The sequence below is a fragment of the Streptomyces tubercidicus genome (assembly GCF_027497495.1).
Taxonomy (GTDB): domain Bacteria; phylum Actinomycetota; class Actinomycetes; order Streptomycetales; family Streptomycetaceae; genus Streptomyces; species Streptomyces tubercidicus.
In genome coordinates this window covers 3,177,077-3,191,068 of record NZ_CP114205.1, presented here as the reverse complement: position 1 = coordinate 3,191,068, position 13,992 = coordinate 3,177,077, and the positions used below count along the sequence as shown (strand labels likewise).

The 13,992-nt window shown below is 71.6% G+C and carries 11 protein-coding genes and 1 pseudogene; 9 read left to right on the top strand and 3 right to left on the bottom strand.

The features are described 5' to 3' along the window. Positions 1–110 precede the first annotated feature (110 nt). Positions 111–902, top strand: a pseudogene (locus STRTU_RS13615) (class II aldolase/adducin family protein); the annotation flags it as partial. 155 nt (positions 903–1,057) lie between these two features. Here STRTU_RS13615 and STRTU_RS13610 read toward each other — a convergent pair. Next, complete coding sequence (locus tag STRTU_RS13610; RefSeq protein ID WP_159743782.1) at positions 1,058–1,816, bottom strand: bestrophin-like domain; 759 nt, start codon at positions 1,814–1,816, stop codon at positions 1,058–1,060. Between STRTU_RS13610 and STRTU_RS13605 the strand changes: the two genes are divergently transcribed. The 4 genes from STRTU_RS13605 to STRTU_RS13590 all read left to right on the top strand — a co-directional run bounded on the left by STRTU_RS13605 (position 1,815) and on the right by STRTU_RS13590 (position 6,522). Beyond that, a complete protein-coding gene (locus STRTU_RS13605; protein ID WP_269777357.1) occupies positions 1,815–1,973 on the top strand; it encodes a hypothetical protein in 159 nt (52 codons plus the stop codon). The genes STRTU_RS13610 and STRTU_RS13605 overlap by 2 nt on opposite strands. Positions 1,974–2,918: 945 nt before the next feature. Continuing rightward, positions 2,919–4,196 (top strand): hypothetical protein, encoded by a 1,278-nt coding sequence (locus tag STRTU_RS13600; protein ID WP_159746911.1) that lies wholly within the window; start codon positions 2,919–2,921, stop codon positions 4,194–4,196. A 192-nt stretch (positions 4,197–4,388) separates the two neighbouring features. Further along, a complete protein-coding gene (locus STRTU_RS13595) occupies positions 4,389–4,934 on the top strand; it encodes a TQO small subunit DoxD (RefSeq protein ID WP_159743780.1) in 546 nt (181 codons plus the stop codon). Between the two features lie 184 nt (positions 4,935–5,118). Further along, entirely contained in the window at positions 5,119–6,522 is a 1,404-nt protein-coding gene (locus STRTU_RS13590; protein ID WP_269777356.1) for a hypothetical protein, read from the top strand. A gap of 154 nt (positions 6,523–6,676) precedes the next feature. On the opposite strand, the gene STRTU_RS13585 is transcribed toward STRTU_RS13590, so the two are convergent. Together STRTU_RS13585 and STRTU_RS13580 are read right to left on the bottom strand one after the other, a co-directional pair. Then, entirely contained in the window at positions 6,677–6,895 is a 219-nt protein-coding gene (locus STRTU_RS13585; RefSeq protein WP_159743778.1) for a hypothetical protein, read from the bottom strand. Beyond that, the gene (locus STRTU_RS13580; protein WP_159743777.1) at positions 6,892–8,325 is read right to left on the bottom strand and encodes a PspC domain-containing protein; all 1,434 of its coding nucleotides are present in this window, start codon (positions 8,323–8,325) and stop codon (positions 6,892–6,894) included. Before STRTU_RS13580 ends, STRTU_RS13585 begins: the two co-directional genes overlap by 4 nt. Positions 8,326–8,575: 250 nt before the next feature. Between STRTU_RS13580 and STRTU_RS13575 the strand changes: the two genes are divergently transcribed. The 4 genes from STRTU_RS13575 to STRTU_RS13560 all read left to right on the top strand — a co-directional run bounded on the left by STRTU_RS13575 (position 8,576) and on the right by STRTU_RS13560 (position 13,946). Next, positions 8,576–10,444, top strand: a complete 1,869-nt coding sequence (locus tag STRTU_RS13575) for a serine/threonine-protein kinase (protein WP_159746910.1) — start codon at positions 8,576–8,578, stop codon at positions 10,442–10,444. A 76-nt stretch (positions 10,445–10,520) separates the two neighbouring features. Further along, positions 10,521–11,819: an ATP-binding protein gene (locus tag STRTU_RS13570; RefSeq protein ID WP_159743776.1), complete on the top strand. Its 1,299-nt coding sequence runs from the start codon at positions 10,521–10,523 to the stop codon at positions 11,817–11,819. Positions 11,820–11,908: 89 nt separating this feature from the next. Beyond that, positions 11,909–12,637, top strand: a complete 729-nt coding sequence (locus STRTU_RS13565) for a LuxR C-terminal-related transcriptional regulator (RefSeq protein WP_159743775.1) — start codon at positions 11,909–11,911, stop codon at positions 12,635–12,637. 184 nt (positions 12,638–12,821) lie between these two features. Next, a complete protein-coding gene (locus STRTU_RS13560; protein ID WP_159743774.1) occupies positions 12,822–13,946 on the top strand; it encodes an alpha/beta hydrolase in 1,125 nt (374 codons plus the stop codon). Positions 13,947–13,992: the final 46 nt, after the last annotated feature.

Here is a 13,992-nt window from a genome sequence, read left to right as displayed (position 1 = left end):
CCCTCGTCATGCGGGCGGCCGGAGGTGCTCCGGTCGCGGCCCTGGTTACCTGTGGTAGTGGCAGGTAGCTTCCGCATCGAGCATCAAGTGCCGTACGTGCCAGGAGGAGAGCCGCGATGCCCGAGCCGACCCCCATCCCCACCGATCAGCTGCACTTCGCGATGCCGCCGAGGCATGAAACCGTCGAGAGCGAGCGGCGCTACCGCAAGGAACGCCTGGTCGCGGCGCTGCGGCTCTTCGGGCGCCATGGCTTCGAGGAGGGCGTCGCGGGCCATATCACCGTTCGCGACCCGGAGTTCCCGCACTGCTTCTGGGTCAATCCCTTCGGGATGTCGTTCCGGCACCTCAGGGTCAGCGATCTGATCCTGGTGAACGCGGAGGGCAAGGTCGTCGAGGGCCGCTACCACGTCAACCAGGCGGCGTTCGCCATCCATTCCCAGGTCCACCGGGCCCGCCCCGACGTCATCGCGGCCGCGCACAGCCACTCCACCTACGGCCGGGCGCTGTCCTCGCTGGGCGAGCTGCTGGAGCCGATCACCCAGGACGTCTGTGCGTTCTACGAGGACCATGCGCTCTTCGACGACTACACGGGTGTGGTGGTCGACGAGGAGGAAGGGCGGCGGATCGCGACCGCCCTCGGCCCCCACAAGGCGGTGATCCTGCGCAACCACGGCCTGCTGACGGTCGGCGACTCGGTGGACGCGGCGGCCTGGTGGTTCCTCACGATGGAGCGCTCCTGCCAGGTCCAACTGACCGCCAAGGCCGCCGGGAAGCCGGTGCTGATCGATCACCACAATGCCGTCCATACGCGTGAGCAGCTGGGTAATGACCTGGTCGCCTGGATCAACTATCAGCCGCTGTATCAGCAGATTGTGCGGAGTGAGCCGGATCTTTTCGACTAGGGCGTGATGCTCTCCGGGGGGTCGCTGGTCGATGGTCGGCGGTCGGGCGGCTGGCGTACGGGGCGGGCGCCCTGCGGGGCGTAGGGAGATCCCGCAGGGCCTTTTCCTCACGGACCAGCTCATGGACCAGCTCATGGGTCGGCTCATGGGTCGGCTCATGGATGGGGGAACAGGTCGAGGAAGGGCGCGGCTGTTGCCGAGATGCCGCGGCTGAAGGGTGCGTCGAAGTCCCAGACGAGGAACAGCAGGAAGGCGATCAGCGCGCTGAAGAGCCCGGCCATCAGCAACTCCCGCCCCGAGCGCCGGATTTGCAGGGTGAACATGACGCCGATCGAAATGGCGCCACCGATGATCAGCCCGAACCACACCACCCCCGGCAGCGTCGAATCGGCCGCGTCCCCACGGGCGGTGCGGGCCCCATCAGCCACCGCGACCTGATCGACGAGGGGCTGGTACGACTGCCCCTCGAAGTCGTTGCGCGGGCGGTAGTCGGTGACATCCGCCCGGACCTTCGTCAGCAGCTCGGTGCCGCGCCCGGTCAACTCCCCCTTCTCGGCCATGACCGGCCATTCCTTGTGCACGACGTAGGACACATAGGCGTCGACGTCCGAGCGGATACGGTCCCGCACCGGCGCGGGGTAGGCCCGTGCCCGCGCACTGACCTCGTGCAGCGCCTGCGCCTCGGTCCGTACGGTGTCCTCGGCCGCGCTTCTGGCCTCCCAGACACCGGCGATGGCCAGCCCCAGCACGATGGCGTACACCACCCCCACCATCATCGTCAGATACTCGATCACATCGGGTGTTTCGGATGGATCGTCGTCTTCGGCGATCCGGCGCTCCTTGAGCACCGTGATGGTCAGGACGACGCCGCAGGCTGCGGCCATGGCGATGGTCAGCACCAGCCATTGGGACATGGGGACCTCCTACGAGGAACGGCGCCCGGCGGAACCGGACGAGGAGCTCGAACGGGGACGGAGGGCGGCGCCGGCCAGCACGGCCGGGGCGGTGATCAGCAAGGTCGTGGTCACCATCGAGCGCCCGGCGCGCGGCCGGTGGGACGGCCGTGCGTAGCTGCGGGGCAGGGCGGGGGGTGGCGAGGCCAGGCGGCGGAGGACGGGCGTGGGCTTGGGTTTCGGCCTTGGCTTCGGCTTTGGCTTCGGTTCGGGTGGTGGCGGTGGCGTCGGACGGGCGCTCGGAGGGGGCGGTGGCGGCGGTGATGGTGGCGGCCCGGGTGTGTGGATGCGGGGCGGTGGTGGTGCGGGCTTGGGGACGTGGGGGTGCGGTGCCGGGCGGTGGGAGGGCGCCGGTGGGGGTTTGGCCCCGCTGCAGGGGAAGTGCCAGCCGCGTGGCATGGGGAAGCCGGTCGGTACGTCGACCGGTGGCGACGTTCCGGCAAAGGCGCAATTGTCGCCGTCGGCCGGGCGGTTGGACCGGTCAAGAGCGGCGGCCGTGGGCGCGACGACAAGCAGCGCGGCGACCCCCGTCAGCAGAAGGAATGCGGCGGCGGCCCACAGCCCGGAACCACCGGGACGTGATCCGCCCGGTCTTCTCCTGGGCGCATTCCATCCTTCCTGCGTTCTCCCCTGCGTTCTCTCTGGCCTTCTCTCCAGCGTTCCCTCCAGGTCATCGCGGCTGTGCGATCCGTGAAATCCATGTATTTGACGCACGGCGAGAGCTTGCGCCGCGCACCCACCGCTCAGCCTTCGCCATGGCCCGGTTCCCCCAAATAGGGGAAGCGTCCCCCTTACGTGGTCGGCGGGCCGGTCGGGTGTACGGGGCGTGCGAATCGCGGGGTGGGGGCGGGGGCTGTCGTCGGGGCGGACGCGGCCCGTATGCCGCCGGGCCGCCGACGGGCTGCCGACGCCCGTCAACACATCGCCGCATCCCCCACCCGCCGCCAACTGGACGTTTGAAGTCCGCGCGGCGGGGTGCGGCAGAATTCCCTTTCGGACAGGTCAAGTTGATGATCATGGGTGGCGGGCGGTAGCGGACGTGTCGGTGGATGCGGCGGGCAGGATGGCCGGAACGGGCGGACCGGGGGATGGTGCGGAGCGCGCGGACGGCGGCGGCGAGTGCCGGTGCGGACGGTGCCCGCATGGCGCCCGTGTGGGGCACCGGCAGGCGGTTGCCGCGTTTGTCGCGCTCCGCGAGGACTTCGCCGCCGGTCGCGGGGTGCCGGCCGGACTCGCCCGTTCCGCCGGTGCGGCCCGGCAGTGGGTCTCCGATGAACTGACGCTGTCCGCACGGGAGGTCGCCCGGCGCCGGGCCGCAGGGAAGTCCGCCTGGCTGACGGCCCTACGGGGGCGCACCCTGCTCGCCGTCTGGGGCGCGGCGGTGGCGCTGCTGGTCGGGCAGGCGCTGACCGCCCTCGGCACGGGCTGGACAGCGTCCCGTACGGCGGGGCTGCTCGCGGCCGTCGTACTGGCGCTGGGGCTGTCGGCGGCGGCCTGGCGGCACCGGGCGCACGGCGGGGCGCTGGCGCCGCTGATCGGTGAGGACGGGCGGCTGTCCACCTCGCGGACGGTGGCGGCGGGCTGGGTGACCGCGGTGCTGTACGCGGTCCTGATGGTGGCCGTACAGCAGGTGACGGCGGCCCCGGGCGAGCCGCACATGCCGCTCCAGGGACTGGCGCTCGAACGGTCCGGCGCCCTCCTGGTGGCGCTCGCCCTTGGGTGCGCGGTGGCCGTGCTGGCCTACGGGCTGGTTGCCTCGCGGGTGCGGTCCGGGCGGCTGCAGAAGGTTCCCGCGGAGCGGCCGCGGGCCGCCGATCTGCTGGCGGACGACGCGGGGCGGGGCAGCCTCCTGGACGTGCAGTACGTGCTGGTGAATGCGGCCGTCTTGGTGTGTGCGCTGGTACGGCTGGCAGAGTGGCCGGCCCTATTGCCGGAGCTGCCCTGGGGGCTGGTGGTTCTCCTGGCGCTCTCCGGGGCGACGTACCTGGCGGGCAAGGCGGTGACGGGCGGCCGTCCGGTGATCCTCTCGGTCGTCCGCTCCCGTGAGCTGGGCGATCTCGCCGCGCCGGTCCGTACCGGCGATGACATCGAGATCCGTGGCACCGGCTTCGTCCCGCCGGGTGCCGGGACCCCCGACCGGCTCGCCCGGACCGTCGTACGTATCGGCGACGTCCATGTCCCCGTCCCGCTGGTCCCGGTGGCCGGCGGCTTCGCCAATCCGACGGACGGGGTGCTGACGGTCCCGGTGCCGGTCGATGTCGAGCCCGGCCGGGTGGAGGTCCGGGTGGTCACGGCGGCGGGGGTGGAGACGGCCGGCTATCCGGTCGACGTCGTGGACTGAGCTCCAGGGGGGCTGCGGATCGGGATCGGGTCCGACGGGCCAGGGTCGGGTCCGGTGACGATTCTGTGTGCTGTAGTCGCCCGAAGCGCGTCGGTCCGGTGAACCTCTCGCCCACGCGCGTACGTATCTCCCCAGGAGGCGCGGGCGCGGGCACAATCGTCTCCGCCCGGTGGCAACGGAGAGGCGGACGTCATGGTGCACGCGAATCGTACGATCGGTGCCGAGTTGGGAGGGGCGGCCGTCGAGGGGGCCGGCGTCGGGCTGCGGGCGCAGCTGGCGCGCCATGCGCTGCTCCCTCTGCGGCTCTTTCTGGGGGCCACCTTCCTCTATGCGGGCATCGACAAGCTGACGGATCCGGCGTTTCTGGCGGCCGGTGGCGCGGGTTCGCTCGGCGAGATGCTGCGCCAGGTCCATGACGCGGCGGCGCTGCCGCAGCTCGTGGAGATCGCACAGAAGAGTCCAGTGGGCTTCGGCTACGCCATCGCGGCCGGCGAACTGGCGGTGGGGCTAGGGACTCTGGTGGGGCTGCTGGGACGCTTGGCGGCGCTCGGCGGTGCCCTGATCTCGCTGACGCTGTGGCTCACCGTGAGCTGGGCGACCACGCCCTACTACTACGGCAACGACCTCGCCTACCTGATGGCCTGGATCCCGCTCCTGCTGGCCGGCACACCGAGGTTCTCCCTGGACGCCGCCCTGTCCCACCGCCGCAAGCGGCATGGGGCGCAGTTGTTCGGCTAGGACTTGTCCGGTTGGCTATGCGAATACGGTGCCTCGGGGGCGTTGATGCGGGGGCGGGTGGCGGGTGGCGGGGAGCCCGGCGCGTGATCGACGGGATTGCCCCGGAACGAGAGCACAACCGATGAGGTACGAGGTGTCTTCGGCTGACCAGGCCGCAACCGGGGCCGCGCCTGCCCTTCCACGGGTGGGCGCGGCCCCGCGCCGGGCCGGAGCGTGGTTCGGCGCACTGGGGTTGGCGGCCGTCGCCGCCGTCTTGCCGCTGTGGCTCTTCTGCTCGGACCCGGAGCAGCGCCGGACGGCGATTCTCGTCGCGCTGGGGTGCGCACTGGTCTGCGTCGGCGGCATCGCCGCGTTCCAACGGGCGGCAGGGGGACGGCGTCCGTATGCCGCGATCTCCGTCGCCGAGTTCTCGGGGGCAACGGAGGCGGGCGGACCTGGCATCGCGGAAACGGACGGGCCGCCCCGGGTGCTGCCCTCGCGTCGGGGCATGCAGGGGCGTTCCCTCGCCTGGTACCTAGGGGTCTGCACGGTGCTGGTGACCCTTTTCGCCCTGGTCATAGGGGCGCCCCAGAGACCGGAACGTATGCAGCGGATCGCCGACGCCGGGGCCGAGTTCGCGGCCGTACCGATCGTGAAGGTCAGCAACGTCCGGCTGCACGATCCGAGCAAGGGGCAGGACTACTACACCTCCACGGCGGTCGTCCGGCTTGCCCCAGGGGCGGGTAGGGAGCCCGCGACGGCAACCGTCCACCCGGTCACGCCCGACCGTCCGCACACGGGGGGCAAGGTCTCGGTCCTTTACGCCCCGACGCGCCCCGGCCTGGGCGCCCTCGCGGGGGACCAGCGCAGTCTCGGCGAGGCACTGGAGGGCGCCACGATGGGGACCGGTCGCGTCTGGATCGTCGGCATCGCCTGGGCCGCCGGAATCGTCCTCTCCGTGATCGGTATTTCCCTGCGCCATGGATTCCGTTCCTTCTCCCGGCTGGGGCATGCCGATATGGCCGTACGCGGGACATGCCTGGGGCCCGATCTCTGGCGGCGGGACTCCGCTAAAGAGCACTGCCTGAAAGTTGTCACCGCGTCCTCCCGCACCGCGCATTTCCTGGCCGGTGTCACAGCGGAGCACGTCCCCGATTCCCTTAAGGGGCAGCATCTGTGGCTGTGCTGGGACGCCCGGCGCGGCGCCGAGGGCGGGCGGTTCTCCGGGGGCGCTACACCGGCGGCGCTGGTGTCCGACGACGGGTGGGCGATGCACGGGATGCTCAAGGCCGACGACGCGCAGATGATGGCCACCGAGGGCGTCCCCGTCGAAAAGGCCGCCGTGGGGAACGGCGAGCCGCGCGCTCTGCGGCTCTGGGACCCGCACTCCGCCTGGCTGCTGTACGTGCCACCGTCCGCGCTGGTGAACGCCGCAGTGCTCATCGGCTGCGCCGCGCTGCTGACCTTCGACATCACGGGCATCTGGCGCTGGGCGACCGGCCTCACCGGCCTAGTCGCCGGGCTTTCCCTCGGCCATCTTGCGATGAATGCTCCCTACCCCTCGGTCCTGCGTGCGGCCATGTCCTCGAACGGGGCTGATCCGGCCTGATGAAGGGCCAACGACACGCGTCGGGTGCGCGGTTGTGAGGACGGTGGCAGGGCGGTGGTGAGGCCGTTCGCCGGACCCTTTCGCCGGACCCGTTCGCGGCGGGGCGCCGCGACCTGCCGCGCAGACGGGCTTCAGGAGTCCGTGCAGACGGGCGTCAGGAGTCCGTCGTGGACGGTATGTCGGGGTGCTGGCGGCGGGGTGTCGGCCAGAAGGCGGTGATGGCGGAGAGAAGGAGGCCGGTAGCGAGGGTGAGGAGGAGCCAGGGGGTGGGGGCGTGCCAGAGGCCGAGGGTGTCGAGGCCGTAGGACGTGCCGAGGGTGAGGGCGATGAGGCCCATGATCAGGCGGGCCGGTTCGAAGGGGTGGCGCTTCACCGGGGGGCTCCCTGGGGGGTTGGGGCGGTCGGTGGGGTGGGGGACGGTGTGGCGCGTTCGACGGCGACCTGGCCGGCGCCGAGTTCGAGGTTCAGTTCCACCGAGCCGTGTGGCTTCTCGCCCTTCTTGAGGCCGTCGGCGGGGAGGTCGACCGTCCGCTGTCCCGCCATGAGGTCCACGTCGTGGGGCGATTCGCCGGGCAGCTGGATATCGCCGACGCCGAGTGAGACATGGAGGCGGGCGGTGACACCGTGTGGCAGCGTCACTTGAAGGCGGCCGGCGCCTACTTCCGCGCCGGTCCGGACCATGTGGCCCGCCTTGAGGGGCAGGCCGGTGAGGTCCAACTCCCCCTCGCCTGAGCCGAGCTCGTAGTGCGACCGGACGGCGTCGAGGGTGGTGGGGGCCCAGGTGTGTTTCTGCCAGTGGGCGGTGAGGTTGTCGGGAAGCGTCGTCGAGCCGGCCAGCAGCAGGGCCGTCAGCACCACCATGAAGACCGTGCCGCCGCCCGTCCGTCCATACCAGGCGCTGAGCACCAGCCCGAGACCGAAGACGACCAGCGCGCACGCCAGGCCCGCCTGGAGGGACGGCACCAGGGTGTCGTGGCGGGAGACGGCGAGTGCGGTGCCGCAACCGGCGAGCAGCGCGAGGAGGAACGTCCAGCCGCCGATCGGGCGTCCGCTGCGGCGGTTTGGGCGCGGGGTGCCGGCCGGCGGCGCACCGCTCGGGGGCACCGGTGCTCGGCCCGTGTCGGACCAGCCGTCGTGTCGGTACGGGGCCGAGGCCGTGGCTGCGCCGTGCTCGCCCCGGTAGCTGAGGTCGAGGGGGAGCGGGGTGTTGTCGGGCCCCCACAGATAGCCCGGACCCGCTGCCTCCCCGGAACGCTGGGCGCGCCACCAGGAGGGGCTGGTGGGCACCGGGGGCGCCATGGTCTCGGGCGGGGCGTCGGCCACCGCCTGGGCCGTGGCGGGGTCCATCGCCTGCGGGCCCTCGGCCTCCACCAGCCTGCGCCGACGCGACCAATAGGCGGAACCGGCCACCGCCAGCGTCAGCATGATGGCGAAGGACATCAGGCTGCCCTTGGCAAGGGTCGTCAGGAACAGTCCGCAGCCGACCAGTGCGAAGAGCAGGGCCGTCAGTGCGGAGCCCTCGACACGGCCGGAGAGCAGCCTGCGGCCCTCGTTCTCGTCCTCGCCGTCGAGGGGGATGAGCAGCCAGGCGAAGCCATAGGCGATCAGGCCGAGGCCGCCGACGGAGAGCACGGCGAGCACGACCCGGAAGATCACCGGGTCGAGATCCCACTGCCGGCCCAGCCCGCCGCAGACTCCGCCGATCACCTTCTGCCGCCGGCTGCGGCGCAGCGGCGGATGCGACGGGGCGGAGCCGGTGGGGTCGGCGGGCGCCGACTCCTCGACGTGGGCTGCATCGTTCATGAGGCCATGGTGACAAGGGCGGCCGCGCCGCGGCATCCGTGGAAACCCTGGCGGATCCCTGAGATCTGCTGATGGCGACCCTGAGATGCCCCAGGGGGGTGCCGAAATCACTCGTGCGTTCGCATATGCCCTTGTGGCGGTGCCGGGCCGGGGGCGCGGATGTGGAGGGGTGGTGGCCGGAGGGCTGTCCGAGCGCATCGGCGACTATCGTTGCGTCCTGGATACGTACGGGTTTCCGGAGGGGCGTGCGGTGACGGAGGCGGCGTCGGTGGACGAGGGGCGACTGGTCGCCGGGCGGTATCGCCTGGTCGAGCGGATAGGCCAGGGCGGTATGGGCACCGTCTGGCGTGCCCGGGACGAACTCCTCGGCCGCCAGGTCGCGGTCAAGCGTCTGCACGTCTCGCCGCAGCTCGACGAGGACGAACTGGCCACGCGTTACGAGCGTACGACCCGTGAGGCGCAGGCGGCCGCGCGCATCAACCACCCCAATGTGGTGAGCGTCCACGATGTCGTGGACGACGGCGGGATGCCGTGCATCGTCATGGAGTACGTCCCTTCCACGACGCTCGGCGACGCCATCAAGGAGGCCGCGCGGCAGGACAGTTCGGTCACACCGCGCGAGGCCGCCCGTATCGGACGCGGCATGGTGGCGGCGCTGCGTGCCGCGCACTCCGCCGGTGTGCTGCACCGTGACGTCAAGCCGGGCAATGTGCTGCTCGGTGAGGACGGCCGGGTCGTGCTCACCGACTTCGGTATCGCGGTCGCCAGTGGTACCTCCACGCTCACCAAGACGGGCGAGCTGGTGGGCTCCATCGACTACTTGGCGCCCGAGCGGGTCAGAAGCGGCAAGCCGGGGCCCGCCTCCGACCTGTGGGCGCTGGGTGCGACGCTCTATCAAGCGGTCGAGGGACGGCCCCCGTTCCGGAAGAACACCGCCGTCGAGACCGCGTACGCGATCGCCATGGACCCGCTGGAGGCGCCGCGCAACGCCGGTTCGCTGGGCCCGCTGATCGAGGCGCTGCTCGCCAAGGAGCCCACCGGCCGCCCGACCGCCGAGGTCGTCGAACAGGCGCTGCGCGCGGCCGAGGCCGAGGCGGACACGGAGCTGCTGGGCTGGTCGACGATGACGCTGGGGACGCGCGGACGCGGTGCGGCCGAACCGGCCACGCCAGGCGAGCAGACGGAGTCTCCGACCGGTCCGGTGCCGCAGACGGGCGGGACGGGAGCCACGTCGGACCGCACCGGGACGGGAACGGGCACCGGGACAGGAACCGGGACGCGTGCGGCCACGGGCTCGGGCACGGCCCCAGGCGCGGCCATCGGCTCGGGCACGGTCACAGGCAGGGGCACGGCCATCGACTCGGGTACGGACGTCGGCGGCAGCGCCGTGACCGGCCCCATGGCTCTTCCGGACGGGGTGGTCGGCAGCCGGGCCGGCGTGGACCGTACAGAGGGGCTGTCCGGCGGCAAGCCACCCCGTAAGCGGCGTGCCGCCCTGGTCGTGGTCTGGAGCATCGTCGGGGTGCTGTTCGCCGGGGGCGGTGCGGGCACGGCTTGGTACCTGAAGGACCGTGCGGACTCCGAAGCGACCCCGAACGCCTCCGACAAGGGCGCACCGCGGGTTCCCCGTAAACCGGACAACACCATCGGACCGCCACCTCCGCTCCCCGACGGCTACCGGAATGTGAAGGAGTCCGAGCTCGGCGTGAACTTCCCGGTGCCCGATGGCTGGATCCGGAAGGTCGAGGACGGCGGCCGGATGATCACCTACTTCTCGCAAAAGGACCTGGCCAGAGTGACCGTCAGCGTCCTGGACCTCTCCTCCGGCGACGCGGTGAACCACTTCAAGGGCCTTGAGGCCCGCCAGAAGGTGGATAACCCGCCTTACCACCAGCTGCGCTTGCAGGGCACCGTCTACCAGGGCGAACCCGCCGCGATCTGGGAGTACACCTTCGGGGGCGAGGCCCGTAAGTTCCGGGCGGCAGATCTCGGTTTCGGCCGCGCGGGCGGCACGGACTACGCCATCTACGTGTCCGCGCCGGATGCCAACTGGGCGCCGTTCGGGAAGGTCTTCTCGGTGGTGACGAACGGCTTCCGCCGGACCGACCCGAAGGCCTGAGCCGCGGAAACATCAGGGACGGCCTCAGGGACGACCCTGATGCCACCGGGCCGGGTGCCGTGTGACGATCGGGCACATGACCACCGCGCCACCCCGCGCCGAGACGAGTTACGCCCCGGCGCCGGACCCTGACGACCCGCCTGTGCGCAAGCTCTACCGCAGCGCCGACGGGCGGCTGCTCGGTGGTGTCGCGCGGGGGCTCGCGGGCCATCTCGGGCTGCCGGTCTCCTGGGTGCGGATCGTGTTCCTGGCCCTGTTCATGGCCGACGGGATGGGCGCCCTGCTCTATGCCGCGTTCTGGTTCTTCGTCCCGCTGGGCGTCGGCGGTGTGGAGCACCGGCAGCCCGCCCCGGCGGACGCCAGGCGCCGCCTGCTGCGCCACCGGCCCGACAAGGGCCAGGTCTTCGCGCTGATCGCGCTGCTCATCGGGGCCTCGATCGTCGCCTCCCGCTTCCAGCTGGGCCAGGCCGACGGCTATCTCTGGCCGGTGCTGCTGATCGGCGCCGGTGTCGCCCTGGTGTGGCGGCAGGCGGACAACTCCCGCCGCGCCCAGTGGCTGGAGCTCGGCCGCCGCAAGGCCCTGCTGCCGATGGTGCGCGGCGCGGCCGGTGTGCTGCTGGTCGGCGTCGGGGTGACCGGCATCGTCGTGCTCCAGGGATCGGTGCGCCATCTCGGTTCGGTGCTGCAAGCCGCGCTCGCCGTCGTCGTCGGCATAGCGCTGCTGGCGGGCCCCTATCTCGTGCGGATGACGCAGGACCTCTCCGAGGAGCGGCTGATGCGCATCCGCGCCCAGGAACGCGCCGAAGTGGCCGCCCATGTCCATGACTCGGTGCTGCACACCCTCACCCTGATCCAGCGCAATGCCGACCACCCCCGGGAGGTGGCGCGGCTGGCCCGCGCCCAGGAGCGGGAGCTGCGCGCCTGGCTCTACAAGCCCGAGGGCCGCGGCAAGGAGGAGGACGAGGAGCCGGCCACCCTGGCCGAGGCGGTCCGCAAGGCCGCCGCCGAGGTGGAGGACGACCACGGGGTCCCCATCGAGGTCGTGGTCGTCGGCGACTGCCCGCTGGACGAGCCGCTGGGCGCCCAGATGCAGGCCGCCCGCGAGGCGATGGTCAATGCCGCGAAATACGGCGGCGAGGGCGGCGCGGTGCAGGTGTTCGCCGAGGTGGAGGGCCGTACGGTCTTCGTCTCGGTGCGCGACCGCGGCCCCGGATTCGACCTGGACGCGGTCCCTGAGGACCGGATGGGCGTACGGGAGTCCATCATCGGCCGTATGGAGCGCCACGGCGGCACCGCCCGGCTGCGTTCCGCCCCGGAGGGCGGCACGGTCGTCGAGCTGGAAATCGAGCGCGCGGCGCCGGAGGGCGAGATATGACCGGGCCGGGCGAGGGGCGGCCGCAAGGGACAGTGCGCGCCGGGGCACGGGATGATGGCCGGGCAGACATCGAGGGACGGGCGGAAGAGATGAGCAGCGACGGCGCACAGCGGGACGGCGCAGAGCAGGGCGAGACCGGCGGCGAGGCGGCCGAGGGCCGGACCGTACGGGTCGTGCTGGTCGACGATCACCGGATGTTCCGTACGGGTGTCCAGGCCGAGATCGGCGAGACCGGGCGCACCGGCGTCGAGGTCGTCGGCGAGGCCGCCGACGTCGACCAGGCGCTCACGATCATCACGGCCACCCGCCCCGAGGTCGTCCTCCTGGACGTCCACCTCCCCGGGGGCGGCGGCGTCGAGGTGCTGCGCCGCTGCGCCGCGATGATGACCGACGCCGAGCGCCCGGTCCGCTTCCTGGCGCTCTCCGTCTCCGACGCGGCCGAGGACGTCATCGGCGTCATCCGGGGCGGCGCCCGCGGCTACGTCACCAAGACGATCACGGGCACGGACCTGGTCGACGCGATCTTCCGGGTGGCCGACGGCGATGCGGTCTTCTCCCCGCGGCTGGCCGGTTTCGTCCTGGACGCCTTCGCCTCGTCGGACGCCCCGCCGATCGACGAGGACCTCGACCGCCTCACCCAGCGCGAGCGGGAGGTGCTGCGGCTGATCGCCCGTGGCTATGCCTACAAGGAGATCGCCAAGCAGCTGTTCATCTCCGTGAAGACGGTCGAATCCCATGTCTCCGCGGTGCTGCGCAAGCTCCAGCTCTCCAACCGCCATGAGCTGACCCGGTGGGCCGCGGCCCGGCGGCTGGTCTGAGCTGTGGAACCGGCACGGGGCGGGCGCACCCACAGCTTCATGATGAGTGGGTAACAACGCACCCAAGAAGGGCAACCGGGACCCCGCGGATCACCATCTAAGGGCGAGGAGAGGCTCACTGCCGAAGGCGGGGCCGGAACCATCCCACGTCCTTCGCGTAGTTTGTCCTGGAAACGAGATCTCGATGAGCCTGACGGGCACGCCCTTCTTCCTCACCTCGATCGCGCTGTTGATCGTCGCCGTGGTGCTGCCGTTCGCCCTCTGGGGCCGAATAGCCGGGCCGCCCCTGGTGCGCGGCCTCGGCCGGCTGCTGATGCTGCTGTTCGCCCAGGTCACGGCGATCACCGTGGTCTTCGTCATGGTCAACAACGCCAATACCCTCTATGACACCTGGGGCGAGCTGCTCGGCACCGACACCCATGTGACGGAGGCCCGGGACCTCGGCCCCGACGGTATGGGCGGCCGGCAGGTCAAGAACGAGCCCAAGCAGCTCCAGCAGTTCCGCCCGGCCGACGACCCCCGGGTGGGGGCCGGTGTCCAGATGACCGACCTCCAGGGCCGGATCTCGGGGGTGCGGGGCGAGGTCTACGTCTGGCTGCCGCCGCAGTACAACGACCCGGCCTACCGGAACCAGAAGTTCCCGGTGGTCGAGCTGCTGGCCGGCTACCCGGGCTCCGCGAAGTCCTGGATGGGCTCGCTGCACGCGGCCGAGCAGCTGATGCCGCTGATGCAGCGCGGTGCGGTCAAGCCGGCCATCCTGGTGGCGCCCCGGACCAATCTGCTCCCCGGCGCGGACACCGGGTGCGTCAACCTCCCCGGGAAGGTCAACGCCGACAGCTGGCTGACCGTCGACGTCCGCAAGATGATCATTGACAACTTCCGGGCCGGCGACAAGCCGGACTCCTGGGCCCTGGCCGGGTATTCGGCCGGTGCGCACTGCGCCACCAAGCTCGCCCTGGCCCACCCCGACCGCTACCGTGCCGCGGTCGCCATGTCCGGCTACAACGACCCCGCGCTGGAGCGCGACTCGCTGGCCGGCAAGGACCCCAAGCTGCGCACCCGGTCCAACCCGCTGAACATCCTGAAGTCGGCCAACGCGGCCGGCAAGCCGCCGCGTACCGCGCTGTATGTGTCCGGCGCGGCGGGCGACGGCTACCAGGCGGGCCTCGCCCTGCGGCAGTACGCGCAGTATCCGACGACGGTCGACGTGCGGCTGATCCCGGCGAACGCGGGCGGCCACACCACGGCGGTCTGGGAGCACCAGGTGCCGCAGGTCTTCCGCTGGCTGGGGACCCAGCTGAGGGCGTGAGCACAGGAGCCGCCAAGTTCCCTTCGGGAGGCGCCAGTCAGGCCGT

Coding starts and splice junctions, on each gene's coding strand:
- STRTU_RS13605 (WP_269777357.1), top strand. CDS start 1,815: ATGGGGACCTCCTACGAGGAACGGCGCCCGGCGGAACCGGACGAGGAG.
- STRTU_RS13610 (WP_159743782.1), bottom strand. CDS start 1,816: ATGTCCCAATGGCTGGTGCTGACCATCGCCATGGCCGCAGCCTGCGGC.
- STRTU_RS13600 (WP_159746911.1), top strand. CDS start 2,919: ATGGCCGGAACGGGCGGACCGGGGGATGGTGCGGAGCGCGCGGACGGC.
- STRTU_RS13595 (WP_159743780.1), top strand. CDS start 4,389: ATGGTGCACGCGAATCGTACGATCGGTGCCGAGTTGGGAGGGGCGGCC.
- STRTU_RS13580 (WP_159743777.1), bottom strand. CDS start 8,325: ATGAACGATGCAGCCCACGTCGAGGAGTCGGCGCCCGCCGACCCCACC.
- STRTU_RS13570 (WP_159743776.1), top strand. CDS start 10,521: ATGACCACCGCGCCACCCCGCGCCGAGACGAGTTACGCCCCGGCGCCG.
- STRTU_RS13565 (WP_159743775.1), top strand. CDS start 11,909: ATGAGCAGCGACGGCGCACAGCGGGACGGCGCAGAGCAGGGCGAGACC.
- STRTU_RS13560 (WP_159743774.1), top strand. CDS start 12,822: ATGAGCCTGACGGGCACGCCCTTCTTCCTCACCTCGATCGCGCTGTTG.